Source organism: Buttiauxella agrestis ATCC 33320 (assembly GCF_000735355.1).
GTDB classification, from domain to species: Bacteria; Pseudomonadota; Gammaproteobacteria; order Enterobacterales; family Enterobacteriaceae; genus Buttiauxella; species Buttiauxella agrestis.
Genome location: NZ_JMPI01000074.1, coordinates 98,993 through 115,555, shown reverse-complemented (window position 1 = coordinate 115,555; position 16,563 = coordinate 98,993). Strand labels below are relative to the sequence as shown.

Sequence of the window (16,563 nt, the reverse complement as noted above, 5' to 3'; positions counted from 1 at the left end):
CTAACCACCAATGGTTACATGATATCCTGCACTTTCTGCCATCTGCCGCAATGGTGCGATTTCTGAAGCATGAGGTGGCACTATCCCCTTCATAGTCCGGGTTCGCCCCAACAATTGATATTTTGCCTCACCATATTGATGGAAAGGCAGCAGGTGGATTTCGGTCAGTTTTAAGGGGGCAAGGAATTGAAGTATCGCAGCCATATTACCCTGCTCGAGGGTATACCCCGGAATCAAAGGCACGCGGGGGATGACGCGAATTCCCGACTCGACCAGCAATTTAAGATTTGCCAGGACTCTGGGTTGATTCATATTCAGCACGGATTTGGCTTTATCTGTATCCATGATTTTCAAATCGAACAGGACTTCGTCGCACTGCCGCGCCAAAGTAAGCACTTTTTCAGATGCCGCATCGCCAGCGGTTTCAATAGCAGTATGGATTCCTAGCGATTTCAGACGCTTGAGAAAACGAGTCGCAACAGCCGCCTGCATCAATACCTCGCCGCCTGAAAGCGTAACGCCTCCTTTTGATGACCGGAAGAAGACGTCGTCTTTCAGAACCTCTTTTTCGAGTTCGGCCAGTGAATAATCACGGCCAATACTTTCCATTGCCCCAGAAGGGCATTCATCCACATCATTCTGACAAGTCGGACAGTGCAGGCATTTTGATAAACGCCGCACGGTTTCAATCTTCCCGGAGATTGACTCCGGGTTTGCGCACCACGGGCAGTAATGTGGGCAGCCTTTGAAAAAAACCACTGTCCTGATGCCATTGCCATCATTCAGGGAGTAGCGCTGGATATTGAAGATACGCGCTTTTGCCTCCCCGTCTTCGATCACCTCACAACTGATGCGCGGTACGGCGGATAATGTCATCCTGAATCTCCTTCGACAGCTCCACAAAGAAAGCGCTGTACCCGGCCACTCGTACTACCAGCCCGGCATAATCTTGCGGCCGACTTTGCGCATCACGTAGCGTTTCGGCATTCACCACATTGAATTGAATATGCTGCAATTTAAGCTTAGTGAACGCTCCGAGGAAATCTGCCAGTTTATGAAGTCCAGCGTCCCCTTCCAGCGTGCTGGGGGTAAATTTCACGTTCAACAATGTGCCATTGGAGAGCAAATAGTTATCCAGCTTGCTAACCGATTTTAGTACCGCAGTTGGCCCCTGACAGTCCTGCCCCAACATGGGAGACAATCCCCCATCAGCAAGCTGTTCGCTAGCATAACGCCCGTCAGGAGTTGCACCAACGACTGCGCCAAGCGGCACATGCGCCGACACCGTGTATGAGCCTGGCGTGAAGCTACCGCCGCGTGGATTACGGTATTTTTCGACCTCTTTGCAGTAAAAGCGCAACAGATCGGCGCTGATGTTGTCCACTTCGTCGATATCATTGCCATATTTTTCAAAGCGATTAATTAAACGCGCACGTATTTGCTTCCCTTCCGTGCTTTCAAAGTTATCTTTCAGCACCGCCAGAAGTTCATCAAAACTTAACCGCTGCTGCTCAAACACCATACCGTTGAGCGCATGCAATGAGTCGCTAAGATTGGCGATGCCTATTCCCTGCACACCAGAGAAGTTATAGCGGGCGCCCCCTTCTGTAATGTCTCTACCGTTTTCCAGGCAATCATCAATAAACGATGAAAGCAGCGGTACTGGCGCCCAATCACGATGCCCGATATCGCAAATGTTGCTGCCTTCAACCATCAGTTTGATGTAGTGGCAAATTTTGTCGCGGATTTGCTGCAACAGGTTCTGATAGTCCAAAGCGCTGTTGCCTTCGTTTTCCAGCAAAACAATTTCCATCACCTTCAAGAGATTAAACATGGCGATGTCATGCAGGCCGTAAGTTCGCCCGGGAATGGATAGCTCTACGCATCCTACAACGGCGTAATCGCGTGCATCTTCCAGCGACACGCCCCGGTTCAGGAATGCAGGCACAACAACTTCATCATTGAAGATTTGCGGAATACCCGTTCCGAGGCGCACGGTTTCAGCTGTTTTCAGCAGGAAGGGGCGGTCAATCAGTTCATTTACCCGCACCCCAAGGTTCGGCTGCGGCAATTGGATACTCTGGTAGGCATCAAGACACAGGAAAGAAAGCACGTTCACAGCGCTACGCCCGTTTTCAGTCAATCCGCCCAGTAAAATGGTGTAGCCCGTTGGGAAACCAGCAAAATAACGAGCACTGCTGGTGGATCGCAGTAAAACGATGTCATTGCATTTTACCCACAGCGACTCCAGCAGCTCGCGCAAAAACTCAGGGCTTTCCCCCTGGTTCAACGAGGTCTGGTAAAACGGCAGCATGTATTGATCGAAGCGCCCCAACGACAGCGAACTAGCGTTCGATTCATACTGGAGAATAATGTTCATGTACCAGAACAGCTGGCACGCCTCCCAGAAATCTTTTGGGCGTGATTCGGCATTGTGGCGAGAGATATAAGCAATTTTCAATAACTCACCCTGGCGCTCGACATCTTCGCATTCAGCCGCCATGTTCTCGGCCAATTCAGCGTAACGCAGGATATGCCGCTGTGAGGCTTCCAACAGAATTAATGCTGACTGATAGAAATGGTTATCGGGTGATTTACGGCAGTGCTCACGCAATTCCTCCACCAGCTTACCCAAACCGTTTTGTAACAGGCGCGGGTAATCAATAATAATATGCCCCTGCCCTTTATCAGTTTGGTTGACGCTAAAAATTTGCGTTTTTACCGCCTCTTTGACGTCATCAGTCATTTGGCTATTGATGAAATCTTTCATCGAACGCTTTTCCCAATAGGGGTAAAGCTGTTCGCGGTATAAGGCTTTATCCTGCTCGCTGATTTCAAACCTGTCCTGGGGGCGAGTAGGGAATTGATCCAATTCTTTGAGCAACCAATAAGGGTCCATCTCCGGCGACATAATCCCGGCGCGCGGTTTTACGGTTCGATTACCCGCAATCAACTCATCCTCTCGAATCGCTATTTGCACGTTATCCAGAATGTACGCTGTTGCTTTAGCCCGGCGTAACAGCACATGTTCACCTTCCGTTGTGCGGTGGCTGGCGGTGTAAAGCACCGCGCGCTCCAGAGAAATTTCTCGCGGTTGGGCAAACAATGCTGATTTCAAACGTTCGATACGATGAGTCATGATGTGCTCCTTACTGGTCAGTCAAAGGCTCAGGCTGTTTGTGTCAGATGGGCTTCAATCTTGCTCATGATGGCGTCGGCACGTTTCACGGCATCACTAATATTGACGCGCACAATCGTTTTACCGGCAAAGCGCTCTTCCATTTTGATGCCGATATCCTTGGTCAGAATCACCATATCCGCACTGGCGACATCCTCAGCGGTGAGTTCATTTTCAAGCCCGATTGAGCCTTGAGTTTCCACTTTCACTTCCCAGCCTTTTGCTTTAGCGGCACTTTCGAGTGCCTCAGCAGCCATGTAGGTATGAGCAACACCTGATGGGCAAGCAGTAACAGCAATAATCTTCGTCATGGTTAATTCCTTTTTATCAATCAGTTAATTTCAAAATCCAGGTCCAGATCGTCTTCAGCTTTCGCGGGCGTATCAGTCTGCTTTTTACGGGCATACGTTTTCAAAAGATTCACGCAGACTGCGGTGACGACTGCCCCCACCAACAACGCCAGAACAAAGCCAAACTTGCCTTCAACAACCGGCAGCACAATTAATCCGCCCCAGCCTGCATAACATTGCGCTCCCATGAGTGCGGCAGTGGTCGCCCCACATGCAGACCCGAGCATGATGGAAGGTATAACGCGTAACGGATCGGCAGCCGCAAACGGAATCGCTCCTTCAGTCACGCCAACACATCCCATGACCAATGACGCCTTGCCTGCTTCACGCTCTTCACTACTAAAATTCTTGCGGTTCATCAGCGTTGCGAGGCCAAGCCCTAATGGCGGAACAGCGATTCCAACAGCAGCAATAGCCACCACGCTATACACGCCTTGTGCGACGCATATCAGCATAAAGGCGTAAGCCACTTTGTTAACCGGCCCACCCATATCAAAGGCCAGCATCAGACCCATGATCACCGCCAGAACCACAATGCTGCCTTGCTGCATTCCTTGCAGCCAATGAGTCAGATTACCGGTCAGCGCACCGACAGGTTCTCCTAAACCCCACATCATGATGCCCGCAGTAATAAAGGTGCCGACAATAGGAATGACAAAAATGGGCATCACCGAGCGCAGTATTTTGGGCACCGGGATTTTCTTGATATAGAAGACAACAATGCCGCCGATGATCCCGGCGATGATTGCGCCAAAGAACCCGGCCCCAAAACTGTTCCCCACCCAGGCACCTATTGCACAAGGGGCAAGCGCAGAACGCTCTGCAATTGAATAGCCGATGTAGGCCGCGAGGAACGGAACCATCAGCGTTAAACCTGCAACGCCTATATCAAACAGTTTTTTCAGATTGGGGTCGCTCAAAGCATCTGGCACAGCACCTTTGCCATAGAGCATGACGGAAACAGCCAGCAAAATACCGCCTGCCACCACGAAGGGAATCATATGCGACACGCCGGTCATTAAATGCTGTCGCGTGTTTTTGAGGATCTGGACCAACTCTTTCATAAAGCACTCCCGGCCTTAGCGGCGTATGTCCAAAATATTGGGGACACAATAGGCAATCCGGGCAGCGACAGACAGTGGATAAAAACGTCATTTACTGGATTTTTGTAATACGAAAATAGAAATGCGATCAGCCTCAAAACTTAACATTACTGGTTTCATTACTTACTTAATCAGGTTTTGTGAGGAATCTCGCAAATACCCATACACAATACATTTATCCAGTTTTTGACAGTTTTGTCTCATGGCGAGTCATGACAAAGGCCACTTATTCTGTAGTCATTGTTTTGAGTGGGTTCAGGAGAACTTCTATGGCACTGGTTATTCATTTCCGCTGTGATTTACCAAACGGAGTACATGCCCGCCCCGCCAGTCTTGTTGAAACACTGTGCAATCAGTTTTCCTCAACAATTGAATGGCATAACTTGCGCACCGATCGTCATGGTGATGCAAAAAGTGCATTGTCGCTTATCGGAACAGGGACATTAAAAGGGGACGACTGCCAAATTCGGGTCGCAGGTAACGATGAAGATCATGCTTTCGCCACGCTTTCCACCTTCATAAAAGATGAGTTTCCTCACTGTGACGCACCACTACCGGAAGCACAAAACAGCGAAATAGCTCCTGTTCCAGAATCCCTCTCACGCCTGAACCCCTCCTTCTTCCGTGCAAATCCGGTGTGTGGCGGAAGTGCCAGCGGAATACTCATTCCGCTCGCTTCACTTGATTTGAACAAACTAGGGGATTTGCCTGCGGCACGAAGCATTGACGTGGAACAAACGGCACTGGAGAGCGGGCTTGAGCAATTGCTAAGAGCTATCAATCTCCGTCAGCTCGCCAGCGACGGTACGGCTAGCGCTATTCTTGAAGCACATCGCTCCCTTGCGAGTGATATTTCATTACGCACGCAGCTTCTGGAACAGATACACGCAGGTGCAAGTTGCGCGGCAGCAGTAGTGAAAACAGCAGCATACTTTTGCGCTCAGTTTTCCCAATCAGAAAGTGTGTATCTGCAAGAGCGTGTACTTGATGTCCGGGATGTCTGCTTCCAGCTGTTACAGCATATTTACGGTGAAACGCGCTTCCCAACGCCCGGCAAGTTACAGCAGGAAGCCATCTGTGTAGCAGATGAAATTACACCCAGTCAGTTTCTGGAATTGGATAAGACCCTGCTCAAAGGGCTTGTGCTGCGTAGCGGCGGAACGACCTCCCACACGGTGATTCTGGCTCGCTCATTTAATATCCCAACACTTGTGGGAATGGATACAGATGCACTGCGCCCTTGGTTGCAACAAACGGTGCAAATCGACGGCGATCTTGGTCTCATCGTCGTCAATCTTACCGATTCGGTAAAACGCTATTACCAACAAGAAGCCTGGGTGCAGCAAGTTCTGCGCGATCAGCAAAAAGAATGGCTCAACCAGTTGGGGCGCACCGCGGATGGTCTTCGTCTGGAAGTGGCAGCCAACATTGCTCATTGTGTTGAATCGGCTCCAGCGTTTAATAACGGTGCAGAAGCTGTTGGTCTGTTCCGCACTGAAATGCTGTATATGGACCGCGTGCATGCTCCTTCAGAAGATGAACTTTACAATATCTACTGCCAGGCGCTGGAAGGGGCAAATGGGCGCAGCATAATTGTACGCACGATAGATATCGGCGGTGATAAGCCAGTGGAGTATTTGAATATTCCAGCGGAGAACAACCCGTTCCTTGGCTACCGTGCCGTGCGCATTTATCAAGAATACCTGTCGCTTTTCCATAGCCAGTTACGCTCCATTTTGCGCGCATCGGCACACGGATCATTAAAAATCATGATCCCCATGATCTCCTCAATGGAAGAGATCTTGTGGGTGAAAGATCAACTCGCCGAAGTAAAACAGACGCTACGCAGCGAACACATCCCATTTGATGAAAAAATCCCGCTCGGCATCATGCTTGAAGTGCCTTCGGTGATGTTCATCATCGATCAGTGCTGCGAGGAGATTGATTTCTTTAGCATTGGCAGCAATGACCTGACGCAATATCTGCTGGCGGTTGACCGTGACAATGCGAAAGTCACGCGTCATTACAACAGCTTAAATCCAGCATTTTTGCGCGCTCTGGATTTTGCAGTACAGGCGGTTCATCGCCAGGGGAAATGGATTGGGCTATGTGGTGAGCTGGGTGCGAAAGGCTCAGTTTTACCGTTGCTGGTGGGCTTAGGGATGGATGAAATCAGCATGAGCGCCCCTTCAATTCCGGCCACGAAAGCACGCCTGGCTCAGCTTGACAGCAAAGCCTGCCGCCAGTTGCTTAATCAGGCGATGGCCTGCCGTACCTCCCTCGAGGTCGAACATCTGCTGGCCCAGTTCCGCATGATTCAGCAAGATGCCCCCCTGATCATCCCACAATGCATCTCGCTGACCAACGACTGGCGCAGCAAAGAAGAGGTGATTAAAGGCATGACAGATAACCTGTTGATTGCCGGGCGTTGCCGCTATCCACGCAAACTAGAAGCCGACCTGTGGGCGCGGGAAGCCGTGTTCTCAACGGGCTTAGGTTTTAGCTTCGCGATACCACACAGCAAATCTGAACATATCGAACAATCAACAATTAGCGTGGCACGGCTTCCGGCCCCAGTGAAATGGGGTGATGACGAAGCCCAGTTCATCATTATGCTGACGCTCAATAAACACGCCGCAGGCGATCAGCATATGCGTATTTTCTCCCGCCTGGCGCGCCGCATCATGCATGAGGAATTTCGTCATGCACTGGTTCACGCCGTTTCGGAAGAGGCTATCGCCAGCCTGCTACAACACGAATTAGAACTCTAAGAGGACGAAATATGGAACTGTATCTGGATACCGCAAACGTAGCAGAAGTCGAACGCCTGGCCCGAGTCTTCCCAATAGCAGGTGTCACCACGAACCCGAGCATTATTGCCGCCAGTAAAGAACCCATCTGGGATGTCCTGCCACGACTACAAAAGGCCATCGGGGCAGGCGGCATTTTGTTTGCCCAGACCATGAGCCGTGATGCTCAGGGCATGGTGAACGAGGCCAAACGCCTGCGCTCTGCTGTTCCGGGTATCGTGGTGAAAATCCCTGTCACCTCAGAGGGGCTGGCTGCAATAAAGCTGCTGAAAAAGGAGGGAATCGCTACGCTGGGAACGGCCGTTTACAGCGCGTCGCAAGGCTTGCTGGCAGCACTGGCGGGAGCGAAATACGTCGCGCCGTATGTAAACCGCGTTGATGCGCAGGGAGGCGATGGCATTCGCATGGTTCAGGAATTACAGATGCTACTGAATCTTCACGCGCCCGAAAGCAAAGTGCTGGCAGCCAGTTTCAAAACACCACGCCAGGCGCTGGACTGCTTACTGGCAGGCTGCGAAGCAATCACCCTTCCGTTAGATGTAGCGCAACAAATGCTCAATACCCCTGCGGTAGAGTCAGCTATAGCTCAGTTTGAGCAAGACTGGGCTAACGCATTTGGTCATATCAACTTGTGAGGGAAATAGAGTATGGATCGCATTATTCAATCACCAGGTAAATACATCCAGGGCGCTGATGCCATCACGCGTATTGGAGAATATCTCAAACCGCTGGCTGAACGTTGGCTGGTCGTTGGAGACAAATTTGTCTTAGGATTTGCCGAATCTACGCTGGAAAAAAGCTTTAAAGATGCCGGGCTGATGCTGGAAATAGCCCCATTTGGCGGCGAATGTTCGCAAAATGAAATCGACCGTTTGCGTGGCGTTGCGCAAAAAGCACAGTGCAGCGCGGTACTCGGCATCGGGGGTGGAAAGACTCTCGACACCGCCAAAGCTTTGGCTCACTTTATGGGCGTGCCGGTTGCCATTGCACCGACTATTGCCTCCACCGATGCGCCTTGCAGCGCACTTTCCGTTATCTATACCGATACCGGTGAGTTTGACCGTTATCTGATGCTACCAAACAACCCTAATATGGTGATTGTTGATACCCAAATCGTGGCGAATGCACCCGCGCGAATGCTGGCAGCCGGGATTGGTGATGCAATGGCAACCTGGTTCGAAGCGCGAGCCTGCTCACGCAGCGGCGCAACCACAATGGCCGGCGGCAAGTGCACTCAGGCGGCATTAGCGCTCGCTGAACTTTGCTATAACACGCTGCTCGAAGAAGGTGAAAAAGCGATGCTTGCTGCCGAGTTGCATGTCGTGACCCCGGCTCTTGAGCGCATAATAGAAGCCAATACTTATCTGAGCGGCGTCGGCTTTGAAAGTGGCGGTCTGGCAGCGGCTCACGCTGTGCATAACGGCCTGACAGCCATTCCAGATGCGCATCATTACTATCATGGTGAAAAAGTCGCTTTCGGAACGCTGACGCAGCTAGTGCTTGAGAATGCCTCGGTCGAAGAGATAGAAACTGTCGCAGCACTCTGCCACTCCGTTGGTCTGCCAATAACGCTGGCTCAACTGGACATCAAGCAGGATGTTGAGGCAAAAATGCGCCGTGTTGCGCAGGCATCTTGCGCAGAAGGTGAAACCATTCATAACATGCCTGGTGGGGCGACTCCGGATCAGGTGTATGCCGCTCTACTGGTTGCTGACCAATATGGGCAACGTTTCCTGCAAGAATGGGAATAAGGCCATAAAAAAATCCCCGCTCACAAGCGGGGATTCTCACTTCAGATAGCGGCTTACTTCAGGTCAAAGCGATCCAGATTCATCACTTTCACCCAGGCAGCAACGAAGTCCTTCACAAACTTCTCTTTCGCATCACCGCTGGCATAAACTTCTGCCAGTGCGCGCAAAACAGAGTTTGAGCCAAAGACCAGGTCTGCGCGGCTTGCCAGATGTTTCACTTCACCCGTTTGACGGCAACGCCCTTCAAACAATTCAGAAGAGTCATCAGTGGCTTTCCATTCGGTGCCCATATCCAGCAGATTGACAAAGAAATCGTTGCTGAGAACACCTACACGATCGGTGAACACGCCTTGCTTACCGCCGTCGAAATTCGCACCCAGCCCACGCAAGCCGCCGACCAGAACGGTGAGTTCTGGAGCAGTCAGCGTCAGTTGCTGCGCTTTATCAATCAGCAGAGATTCCGTTGTTGCCGCATCCACACGAGCACGGTAGTTACGGAACCCATCTGCCGCTGGTTCAAGCAGGTTGAACATCTCGATATCAGTTTGATCCTGGCTGGCATCCACACGCCCAGGAATAAACGGAACACGCACGCTGACACCCGCAGCCTCCGCCGCTTGTTCAACGCCGACCACGCCCGCCAGAACAATGATATCGGCCAGCGAAGCTTTGCCAGCCTCTTTCTGAATCGCTTCCAACGTTGGCAGAACGCGAGCCGCGATGGCATTCACATCCCAACTCCGCTGTGGAGCCAGCGCCAGGCGCGCACCATTGGCACCACCACGTTTATCACCACCACGGAAAGTGGACGCTGATGCCCAGGCTACAGAGACGAGTTCACCAACTGACAAACCAGAATGTGAGATAGCTGCTTTCAGGTGATCGATATCTGCCGGAGTCGGGCTGAATACTGCTTTTGGCAGCGGATCTTGCCAAATTAGCTCTTCTTTTGGCACTTCCGGTCCGATATAACGCGCAATTGGCCCCATATCACGGTGCGTCAATTTGAACCATGCGCGGGCAAAAGCTTCATTGAAAGCTTGTGGATCATTGAGGAAGCGACGTGAGATCTTCTCAAATTCAGGGTCGAAACGCAGCGTCAGGTCGGTGACCAACATTGTCGGTTTACGTTTTTTCGATGGATCAAATGGATCAGGAATAATTTCAGGTGCATCGACCGCTTCAAACTGAATGGCACCAGCAGGGCTGCGTGTTTGCACCCATTCGAATTTGAACAGGTTCTCGAAGAAGTAGTTGCTCCACTGCGTTGGGGTTTGTGACCAGACAACTTCCAGGCCAGAAGTAATCGCATCCGCACCTGCACCACTCCCGTGGCTGCTGGTCCAACCCAGGCCTTGAGATTCGATCGGTGCTGCTTCCGGGTCGACGCCCACATGGGTCGCTTCTGCCGCGCCGTGGGTTTTGCCTAAGGTATGACCACCGGCAATGAGCGCAACCGTTTCTTCATCATTCATTCCCATATTGCCGAAAGTGGCACGAATAGCGGCGGCCGCAGAGAGCGGTTCACCGCTGGCGTTTGGCCCTTCAGGGTTAACGTAGATCAGCCCCATTTCGGTCGCTGCTAATGGGCGTTTTGCGAGTGCTTCTGGGTCACGATGTTCCAGCCAGGCTTTTTCATTACCCCAGTTCACATCAAGATCAGGTTCCCAGACATCTTCACGCCCGGCGCCAAAACCAAAGGTACGGAAGCCGGAGTTTTCCAGCGCCACGTTACCTGCCAGCACATAAAGGTCAGCCCAGGAGATTTTCTGGCCATATTTCTTTTTGATAGGCCACAGCAGGCGACGAGCTTTATCAAGGCTTACGTTGTCCGGCCAGGAGTTCAGTGGGGCAAAGCGCTGTTGCCCACGACCGGCACCGCCGCGTCCGTCTACTGCGCGATAAGTACCCGCGCCGTGCCAGGCCATACGAATAAACAGCCCTGCGTAGCTACCCCAGTCAGCAGGCCACCAGGGTTGAGAGTCGGTTAATAATGCTTTGAGGTCGCCTTTCAGCGCAGAATAATCCAGCTTGCTGAATTCTTTGCGGTAATCAAAATCTTCGCCAAGAGGATTTGAACGGTTGGAGTGCTGATTAAGAAGGTCTACGCGGAGTTGTTTTGGCCACCAGTCACGAGTGCTTGTTCCTGCTCCCGCGCTTTCATCATTTCCGCTCTGATGAAACGGGCACTTCCCTGCGTCTGTCGACAACTTATTATGATCGTTTTCGTTTGTGCTCATCTTCCTGCTCCCTTCGCTATTTTAATACCAGGATATACGGCTCTGCAGATAAGTTATAGATGAAAAAAACTACAGATTTGATAGATATTTCCTGTTGGCTAATGAGCAACATAGCAAAACTGATTCGAAGAAACGTCGACAGCAACATAAACTTTCAAAACTTAACATTAGAAATGAAAGGGGTATTGAGAGGGGGAATGGATTTACTGCGGAAAGTTATGGCCCTTGCGGGCCATTGTCAGAATTATACTGCCGGGCGAACACCCAGGGTGTGGCAAATTGCGTAGCTCATTTCTGCACGGTTAAGCGTGTAGAAATGGAAGTCTTTCACGCCCTCACGGCTGAGGATTTTCACCATATCCATCGCAATATTGGCACCGACCATTTTGCGCGTTTCAGCGTCGTTATCCAGCCCTTCAAACATTTGCGCCATCCAGTGCGGGACACGCACGTTGGTCATGGTGGCGAATTTATGGGCCTGCTTGTAGTTACTCACCGGCAAAATGCCTGGCACGATTTCGACGTCGATACCCGCTGCGGCGCAGCGATCGCGAAAGCGCAGATAGCTTTCCACATCGAAGAAGAACTGAGTAATTGCGCGGTTTGCGCCTGCGTCAATTTTACGCTTCAGGTTGATCAAATCAGCCTGTGCGCTTTTCGCTTCTGGATGAACTTCCGGATAGGCGGCGACGGAGATATCAAAATCACCGACGTCTTTGAGCAATGTGACCAGATCTGAAGCGTACATATCCGGCTTGCCGCCGCCTGGCGGTAAATCGCCGCGCAGAGCGACGATGTGACGAATGCCGTTATTCCAGTAATCCTGCGCGATAGTGCGCAATTCTTCGCGGGTGGCATCGATACAGGTCAAATGCGGGGCTGCTTCCAGGCCAGTGCGGTCTTTAATGCCTTTGATGATGCTATGGGTACGGTCGCGTTCGCCAGAGTTTGCACCGTAAGTTACGGAGACAAATTTCGGTTTCAGGCTGCTGAGGCGGTCAATTGAGCTCCACAGGGTTTGTTCCATTTCACTGGTGCGCGGCGGGAAAAACTCAAAGGAAACGTTAATTTGCCCGGCAACTTCGGCCAGACTCTGATTCAGTGCTTCCCGCTGGTTGGCGTGAAAAAAGCTCATACCCTTACCTCATCAATCGCATTTTATTATGTGGTGTTGTGTTTTACTACATCCAGACGTTTAGACGTCCAGATAGCAAGATGAAGGAAAAGCATGGCGCCGTCAACTGATAATTCAACACAAGAAATGAGGAATTCTCAATCAAGTTGAAATTTATTCACGATGGCCGTGAATAATTAAAAAAGGCCAGCAAAAGCTGGCCTCGGTTTTTTTCGCAATCGTTACAGCAACTGCGCCAGACGGTTGAGATCCGACTGGATAGCACCCGCTGTCACATCGCGCCCGGCACCCGGCCCACGAATCACCAGTGGGTTATCGCGATACCAGCGACTTTCGATGGCAAATACGTTATCGCACGGCAGCAGTGAAGCCAGAGGATGCTCAGGGCGTACCGCTTCCACACCAACACGCGCTTTACCGTTAGCGTCGAAACGCGCCACATAGCGCAGAAGCAGCCCCATTTCCTGAGCGGCTTCAAAGCGCTGAAGCATTTGCTCATTGATCTCATCGCCATTTTCGAAGAAATGGTCGATGGAACCCGTTTCACTTCCGCTTGTGACCAGCGACTCAACACGCACCTGATCGGGTTCGATGTCATAACCCGCTTCACGAGCCAGAATCACCAGCTTGCGCATCACATCTTTCCCGGAGAGATCGACGCGCGGATCGGGTTCAGTCAGCCCTTGCTGCCAGGCCTGGTCAACTAAATCGGTAAATGGAACAGTGCCGTCGAACTGCAGGAACAGCCAGGAAAGCGTACCCGAGAAAATACCGCTGATAGCCAGAATGGAATCGCCGCTTTCACGTAAGTCACGCACGGTATGGTTCACCGGCAGGCCCGCGCCTACGGTTGCGTTGTACAGCCAGTGGCGGCCCGTTTTGGTAAACGCGTTGCGAATTTCACGGTATTTCTGACCGGTACTTGCACCCGCGACTTTATTGGCGCTGATAACATGGAAACCGTGGCTGGCGAAATCAAGGTATTGGTCGGCCAGCTGTTCGCTCGCCGTCACATCCAGCACCACTAAATCATCATATGGGTGCGCACGCATCCACTGGAATAATGACTCTTCATCTTGCTCTACGGCTTCATCATTGAAGAAAGCGAGCGCACGGCTGGCGTCCAGACCTTCGTAATTCAGCAAGCTGCGGCGGCTATCAACCACACCCGACAGAACAAATTCAAAGCCGGTGCGAGCTGAAAGGGTTTCTTGTTCGCGAGAGAAAAGTTCTAACCAGCGCGAGCCTATATTGCCCTTCCCAAACAGGACCAGACCAATACGTTTTTCAGCACGGAACAGAGATTTATGCAGGCCTTTGATGAGGTTTTCGGTTGGGCCAACACGCAACACCGCCACCAGGCTGATGCCATCTTCTGACTGCCAGATAAACTCAACAGGCTGATCTTTCAGTTGCTGCCAGAAGCGGTGGCTGTGCAGTGGATTACGGCAAACGCCCGCGCCTACCATTGCGACCAGCGCCAGACCTTCTCGCAGGCGTAATTCGCCAGGAAGATTAGCATCCTGAAGGGTTTGCAGCACGCTGCCAGCCACTTCTGAGGTATAGCAAAGCTGGAGCAGATTGCGGTCAGGATGAACACCAATCGACAACGGGCGAATCTGAGCGCGCTTTAACAGCGTATCCAGTTCTTTGTGCGCCAGTTTAAAATCTTGCTGCGGAGCAACTTCCAGTTCAATCAGGCACACATCATCGTGGCTGGTAACAATGCGTGCGCCAGTGCCGGAAGCCAGCACGCGCTCGATACGTGTGGAGCCTTGCTCTGGTGAATAGCTACAACGTAATTGCAGATCGATGTCGCTACCTGAAACGGGCTGCAAGGTACGGGCGTGCAGCACAGGAGCGGCAAGACGCGCCAGTTCACTGGCTTCGTCCAGGCGTAGCAATGGGAGCAAACACGCATCTTTGACTTTACGTGGGTCGGCACTATAAACCCCGGCAACGTCACTCCAGATGGTCACGCGGGAAACCCCTGCCAGAGCACCAATCTGCGTTGCAGAATAGTCAGAACCGTTACGACCCAACAGCACGGTTTCACCCGCATCGTTACGGCAGATAAAGCCGGTAACCACGAGGCGTTTGTGTGGATGCTGCGCCATCAATTCTTGCAGCAGCGGCCAGGATAAACCTTCATTAACTTGAGGTTGCGCCGAGCGTTCAGCGCGCATAAATTCACGCGCATCAAGCCAGGCTGCTGGATGACCTAATTGATTCAACACCGCAGACATCAGGCGTGCAGACCAAATTTCACCATGACCCACGACTTCGGCATACACCGCGTCAGTCATTTTGCCGTCAAGCAAACCCGCCAGACGCTCAAGATCGTGAACAAACTGGCCAATCAAAGTATCAGCAACATCAGCTGCCACCAGGCCGCTAATCAGGTCGCTTTGATAACGACGTAGCGCCTGCTGAACCTGATGAGCAGAAAGACGATCGCTTTGGCTCAATTTTAGCCAGTTAATCAACTGGTTAGTTGTGCTACCGGCGGCAGAAACCACCATCATGTCGCCAAGTTTAGAATACTCGGCCATGATCCCCGCAACGCGCAGGTAACACTTCACATCTGCCAGACTACTGCCGCCAAATTTATGCAGTTGACGACCCGACGCCCCTGTTGGTGCTGAAACACTCATGCTTACCCCTCGGCTGCAACCCGGAAGGCATTTTCCAGGTCAGCAATTAAATCTTCGCTATCTTCAATGCCAGTAGAAATACGCAACAAGGTTTCTGAAATCCCCGCTGCCGCACGCGCTTCTGGAGCCATGCCCGCATGGGTCATCGTCGCCGCGTGTGAAATCAAACTTTCTACTCCACCCAGCGATTCCGCTAACGTGAAGAGAGTCAGGCTACTCAGGAAACGACGCAATGTTTGCTCGTCGCCATTAAATTCAAAACTCAGCATCGCGCCAAAACCTTTTTGCTGACGAGCCGCAATTTCATGGCCCTGGTTTTCAGGCAGCGAAGGATGATACAGCTTTTTCACCAGCGGTTGCGTTTGCAGGAAATCAACAATCGCCTGGGCGTTGCGTTGTGCCACTTCCATACGAGGTGAGAGTGTACGCAGGCCACGCAGCAGCAAGTAGCTATCGAAAGCGCTGCCGGTGACACCAATGTTGTTTGCCCACCAGGCAAGCTCAGTCACGGTTTCAGCGTCTTTCGCAATTACAACACCTGCGACCACGTCTGAGTGGCCATTCAGGTATTTAGTACAAGAATGCAGAACTAAATCCGCACCCAGGGCCAGCGGATTTTGCAGAGCCGGGCTCAGGAAAGTGTTATCCACCACGCTGATTGCCCCAGCTTCACGCGCTGCGGCGCAGATTTTCGCAATATCTACCACGCGTAACAAGGGATTACTTGGGCTTTCGACCAGCACCAGCTTCGGTTTTTCGGCCAGTGCTGCATTTAATGCAGCTTCATCACCTTGATCAACAAACAAAACGCGATATGCGCCACGTTTTGCCAGACTATCAAACAGGCGATAGCTGCCACCGTAGCAGTCATGAGGAGCCACCAGCAGGTCGCCAGGTTTCAGGAAAACGGTCGTGACCAGATGGATGGCTGACATGCCGGTATTCGTCAGCACCGCGCCCGCTCCGCCTTCCAGTTCTGCCAGCGCGCGCTGTACGACATCACGCGTAGGATTCCCACGGCGCGAATAGTCATGCGCACGAGGTTCGTTAAATCCGGTGAAATTATAAGTGCTGGAAAGGTGGATAGGTGGGACAACGCAGCCGTATTGCTCGTCATCGTTCAAACCGCTACGTACTGCGATAGTTGCCTGTTTGCGCGTCATGGCTCTCGAATCCTTGCTGGTCGAATAAAGGTCAGGCACCAGAGTAAACACTGCCGAGTTAGACGTCAATACATCTGGACATCTAAACTTCTTTGCGTATAGATTGAGCAAACGCGAAATAGCCGTTAAAATTATATGCTTTAGGGTGATAGCGCCGCAGACCGCGGATCAATAAACGC

11 protein-coding genes are annotated in these 16,563 nt (G+C 51.7%); 3 read left to right on the top strand and 8 right to left on the bottom strand.

The window, feature by feature from the left end:
• Genes GBAG_RS21155 through GBAG_RS21140 form a run of 4 tightly spaced genes read right to left on the bottom strand, consistent with a single transcriptional unit; the run spans window position 1 to window position 4,592 of the window.
• Window positions 1-876 (bottom strand): [formate-C-acetyltransferase]-activating enzyme, encoded by an 876-nt coding sequence (locus GBAG_RS21155; protein WP_034500076.1) that lies wholly within the window; start codon window positions 874-876, stop codon window positions 1-3.
• Window positions 842-3,139 (bottom strand): formate C-acetyltransferase, encoded by a 2,298-nt coding sequence (locus tag GBAG_RS21150; RefSeq protein WP_034500075.1) that lies wholly within the window; start codon window positions 3,137-3,139, stop codon window positions 842-844. Before GBAG_RS21150 ends, GBAG_RS21155 begins: the two co-directional genes overlap by 35 nt.
• A 29-nt stretch (window positions 3,140-3,168) precedes the next feature.
• Window positions 3,169-3,489 carry a PTS fructose-like transporter subunit IIB gene (locus tag GBAG_RS21145; RefSeq protein WP_034500074.1) on the bottom strand — a complete coding sequence of 107 codons (321 nt, stop codon included), beginning with the start codon at window positions 3,487-3,489 and terminating at the stop codon, window positions 3,169-3,171.
• A gap of 20 nt (window positions 3,490-3,509) precedes the next feature.
• A complete protein-coding gene (locus tag GBAG_RS21140; protein ID WP_034500073.1) occupies window positions 3,510-4,592 on the bottom strand; it encodes a PTS fructose transporter subunit EIIC in 1,083 nt (360 codons plus the stop codon).
• A gap of 308 nt (window positions 4,593-4,900) precedes the next feature.
• Between GBAG_RS21140 and ptsP the strand changes: the two genes are divergently transcribed.
• The 3 genes from ptsP to gldA are packed head-to-tail and all read left to right on the top strand — an operon-like array spanning window position 4,901 to window position 9,192.
• Complete coding sequence (ptsP, locus tag GBAG_RS21135; RefSeq protein ID WP_034500072.1) at window positions 4,901-7,402, top strand: phosphoenolpyruvate--protein phosphotransferase; 2,502 nt, start codon at window positions 4,901-4,903, stop codon at window positions 7,400-7,402.
• A gap of 11 nt (window positions 7,403-7,413) precedes the next feature.
• A complete protein-coding gene (gene fsa, locus GBAG_RS22875) occupies window positions 7,414-8,076 on the top strand; it encodes a fructose-6-phosphate aldolase (RefSeq protein WP_034500071.1) in 663 nt (220 codons plus the stop codon).
• A 12-nt stretch (window positions 8,077-8,088) separates the two neighbouring features.
• Entirely contained in the window at window positions 8,089-9,192 is a 1,104-nt protein-coding gene (gene gldA, locus GBAG_RS22870) for a bifunctional L-1,2-propanediol dehydrogenase/glycerol dehydrogenase (protein WP_034500069.1), read from the top strand.
• Window positions 9,193-9,245: 53 nt separating this feature from the next.
• Here the strand turns inward: gldA and katG are convergent, their stop codons facing one another.
• The 4 genes from katG to metB all read right to left on the bottom strand — a co-directional run bounded on the left by katG (window position 9,246) and on the right by metB (window position 16,384).
• The gene (gene katG, locus GBAG_RS21120) at window positions 9,246-11,432 is read right to left on the bottom strand and encodes a catalase/peroxidase HPI (protein WP_034500066.1); all 2,187 of its coding nucleotides are present in this window, start codon (window positions 11,430-11,432) and stop codon (window positions 9,246-9,248) included.
• A gap of 244 nt (window positions 11,433-11,676) precedes the next feature.
• Window positions 11,677-12,567 (bottom strand): methylenetetrahydrofolate reductase, encoded by an 891-nt coding sequence (metF, locus tag GBAG_RS21115; RefSeq protein ID WP_034500064.1) that lies wholly within the window; start codon window positions 12,565-12,567, stop codon window positions 11,677-11,679.
• Between the two features lie 221 nt (window positions 12,568-12,788).
• Window positions 12,789-15,221: a bifunctional aspartate kinase/homoserine dehydrogenase II gene (locus GBAG_RS21110; protein ID WP_034500063.1), complete on the bottom strand. Its 2,433-nt coding sequence runs from the start codon at window positions 15,219-15,221 to the stop codon at window positions 12,789-12,791.
• 2 nt (window positions 15,222-15,223) lie between these two features.
• The gene (metB, locus tag GBAG_RS21105; protein ID WP_034500061.1) at window positions 15,224-16,384 is read right to left on the bottom strand and encodes a cystathionine gamma-synthase; all 1,161 of its coding nucleotides are present in this window, start codon (window positions 16,382-16,384) and stop codon (window positions 15,224-15,226) included.
• Window positions 16,385-16,563: the final 179 nt, after the last annotated feature.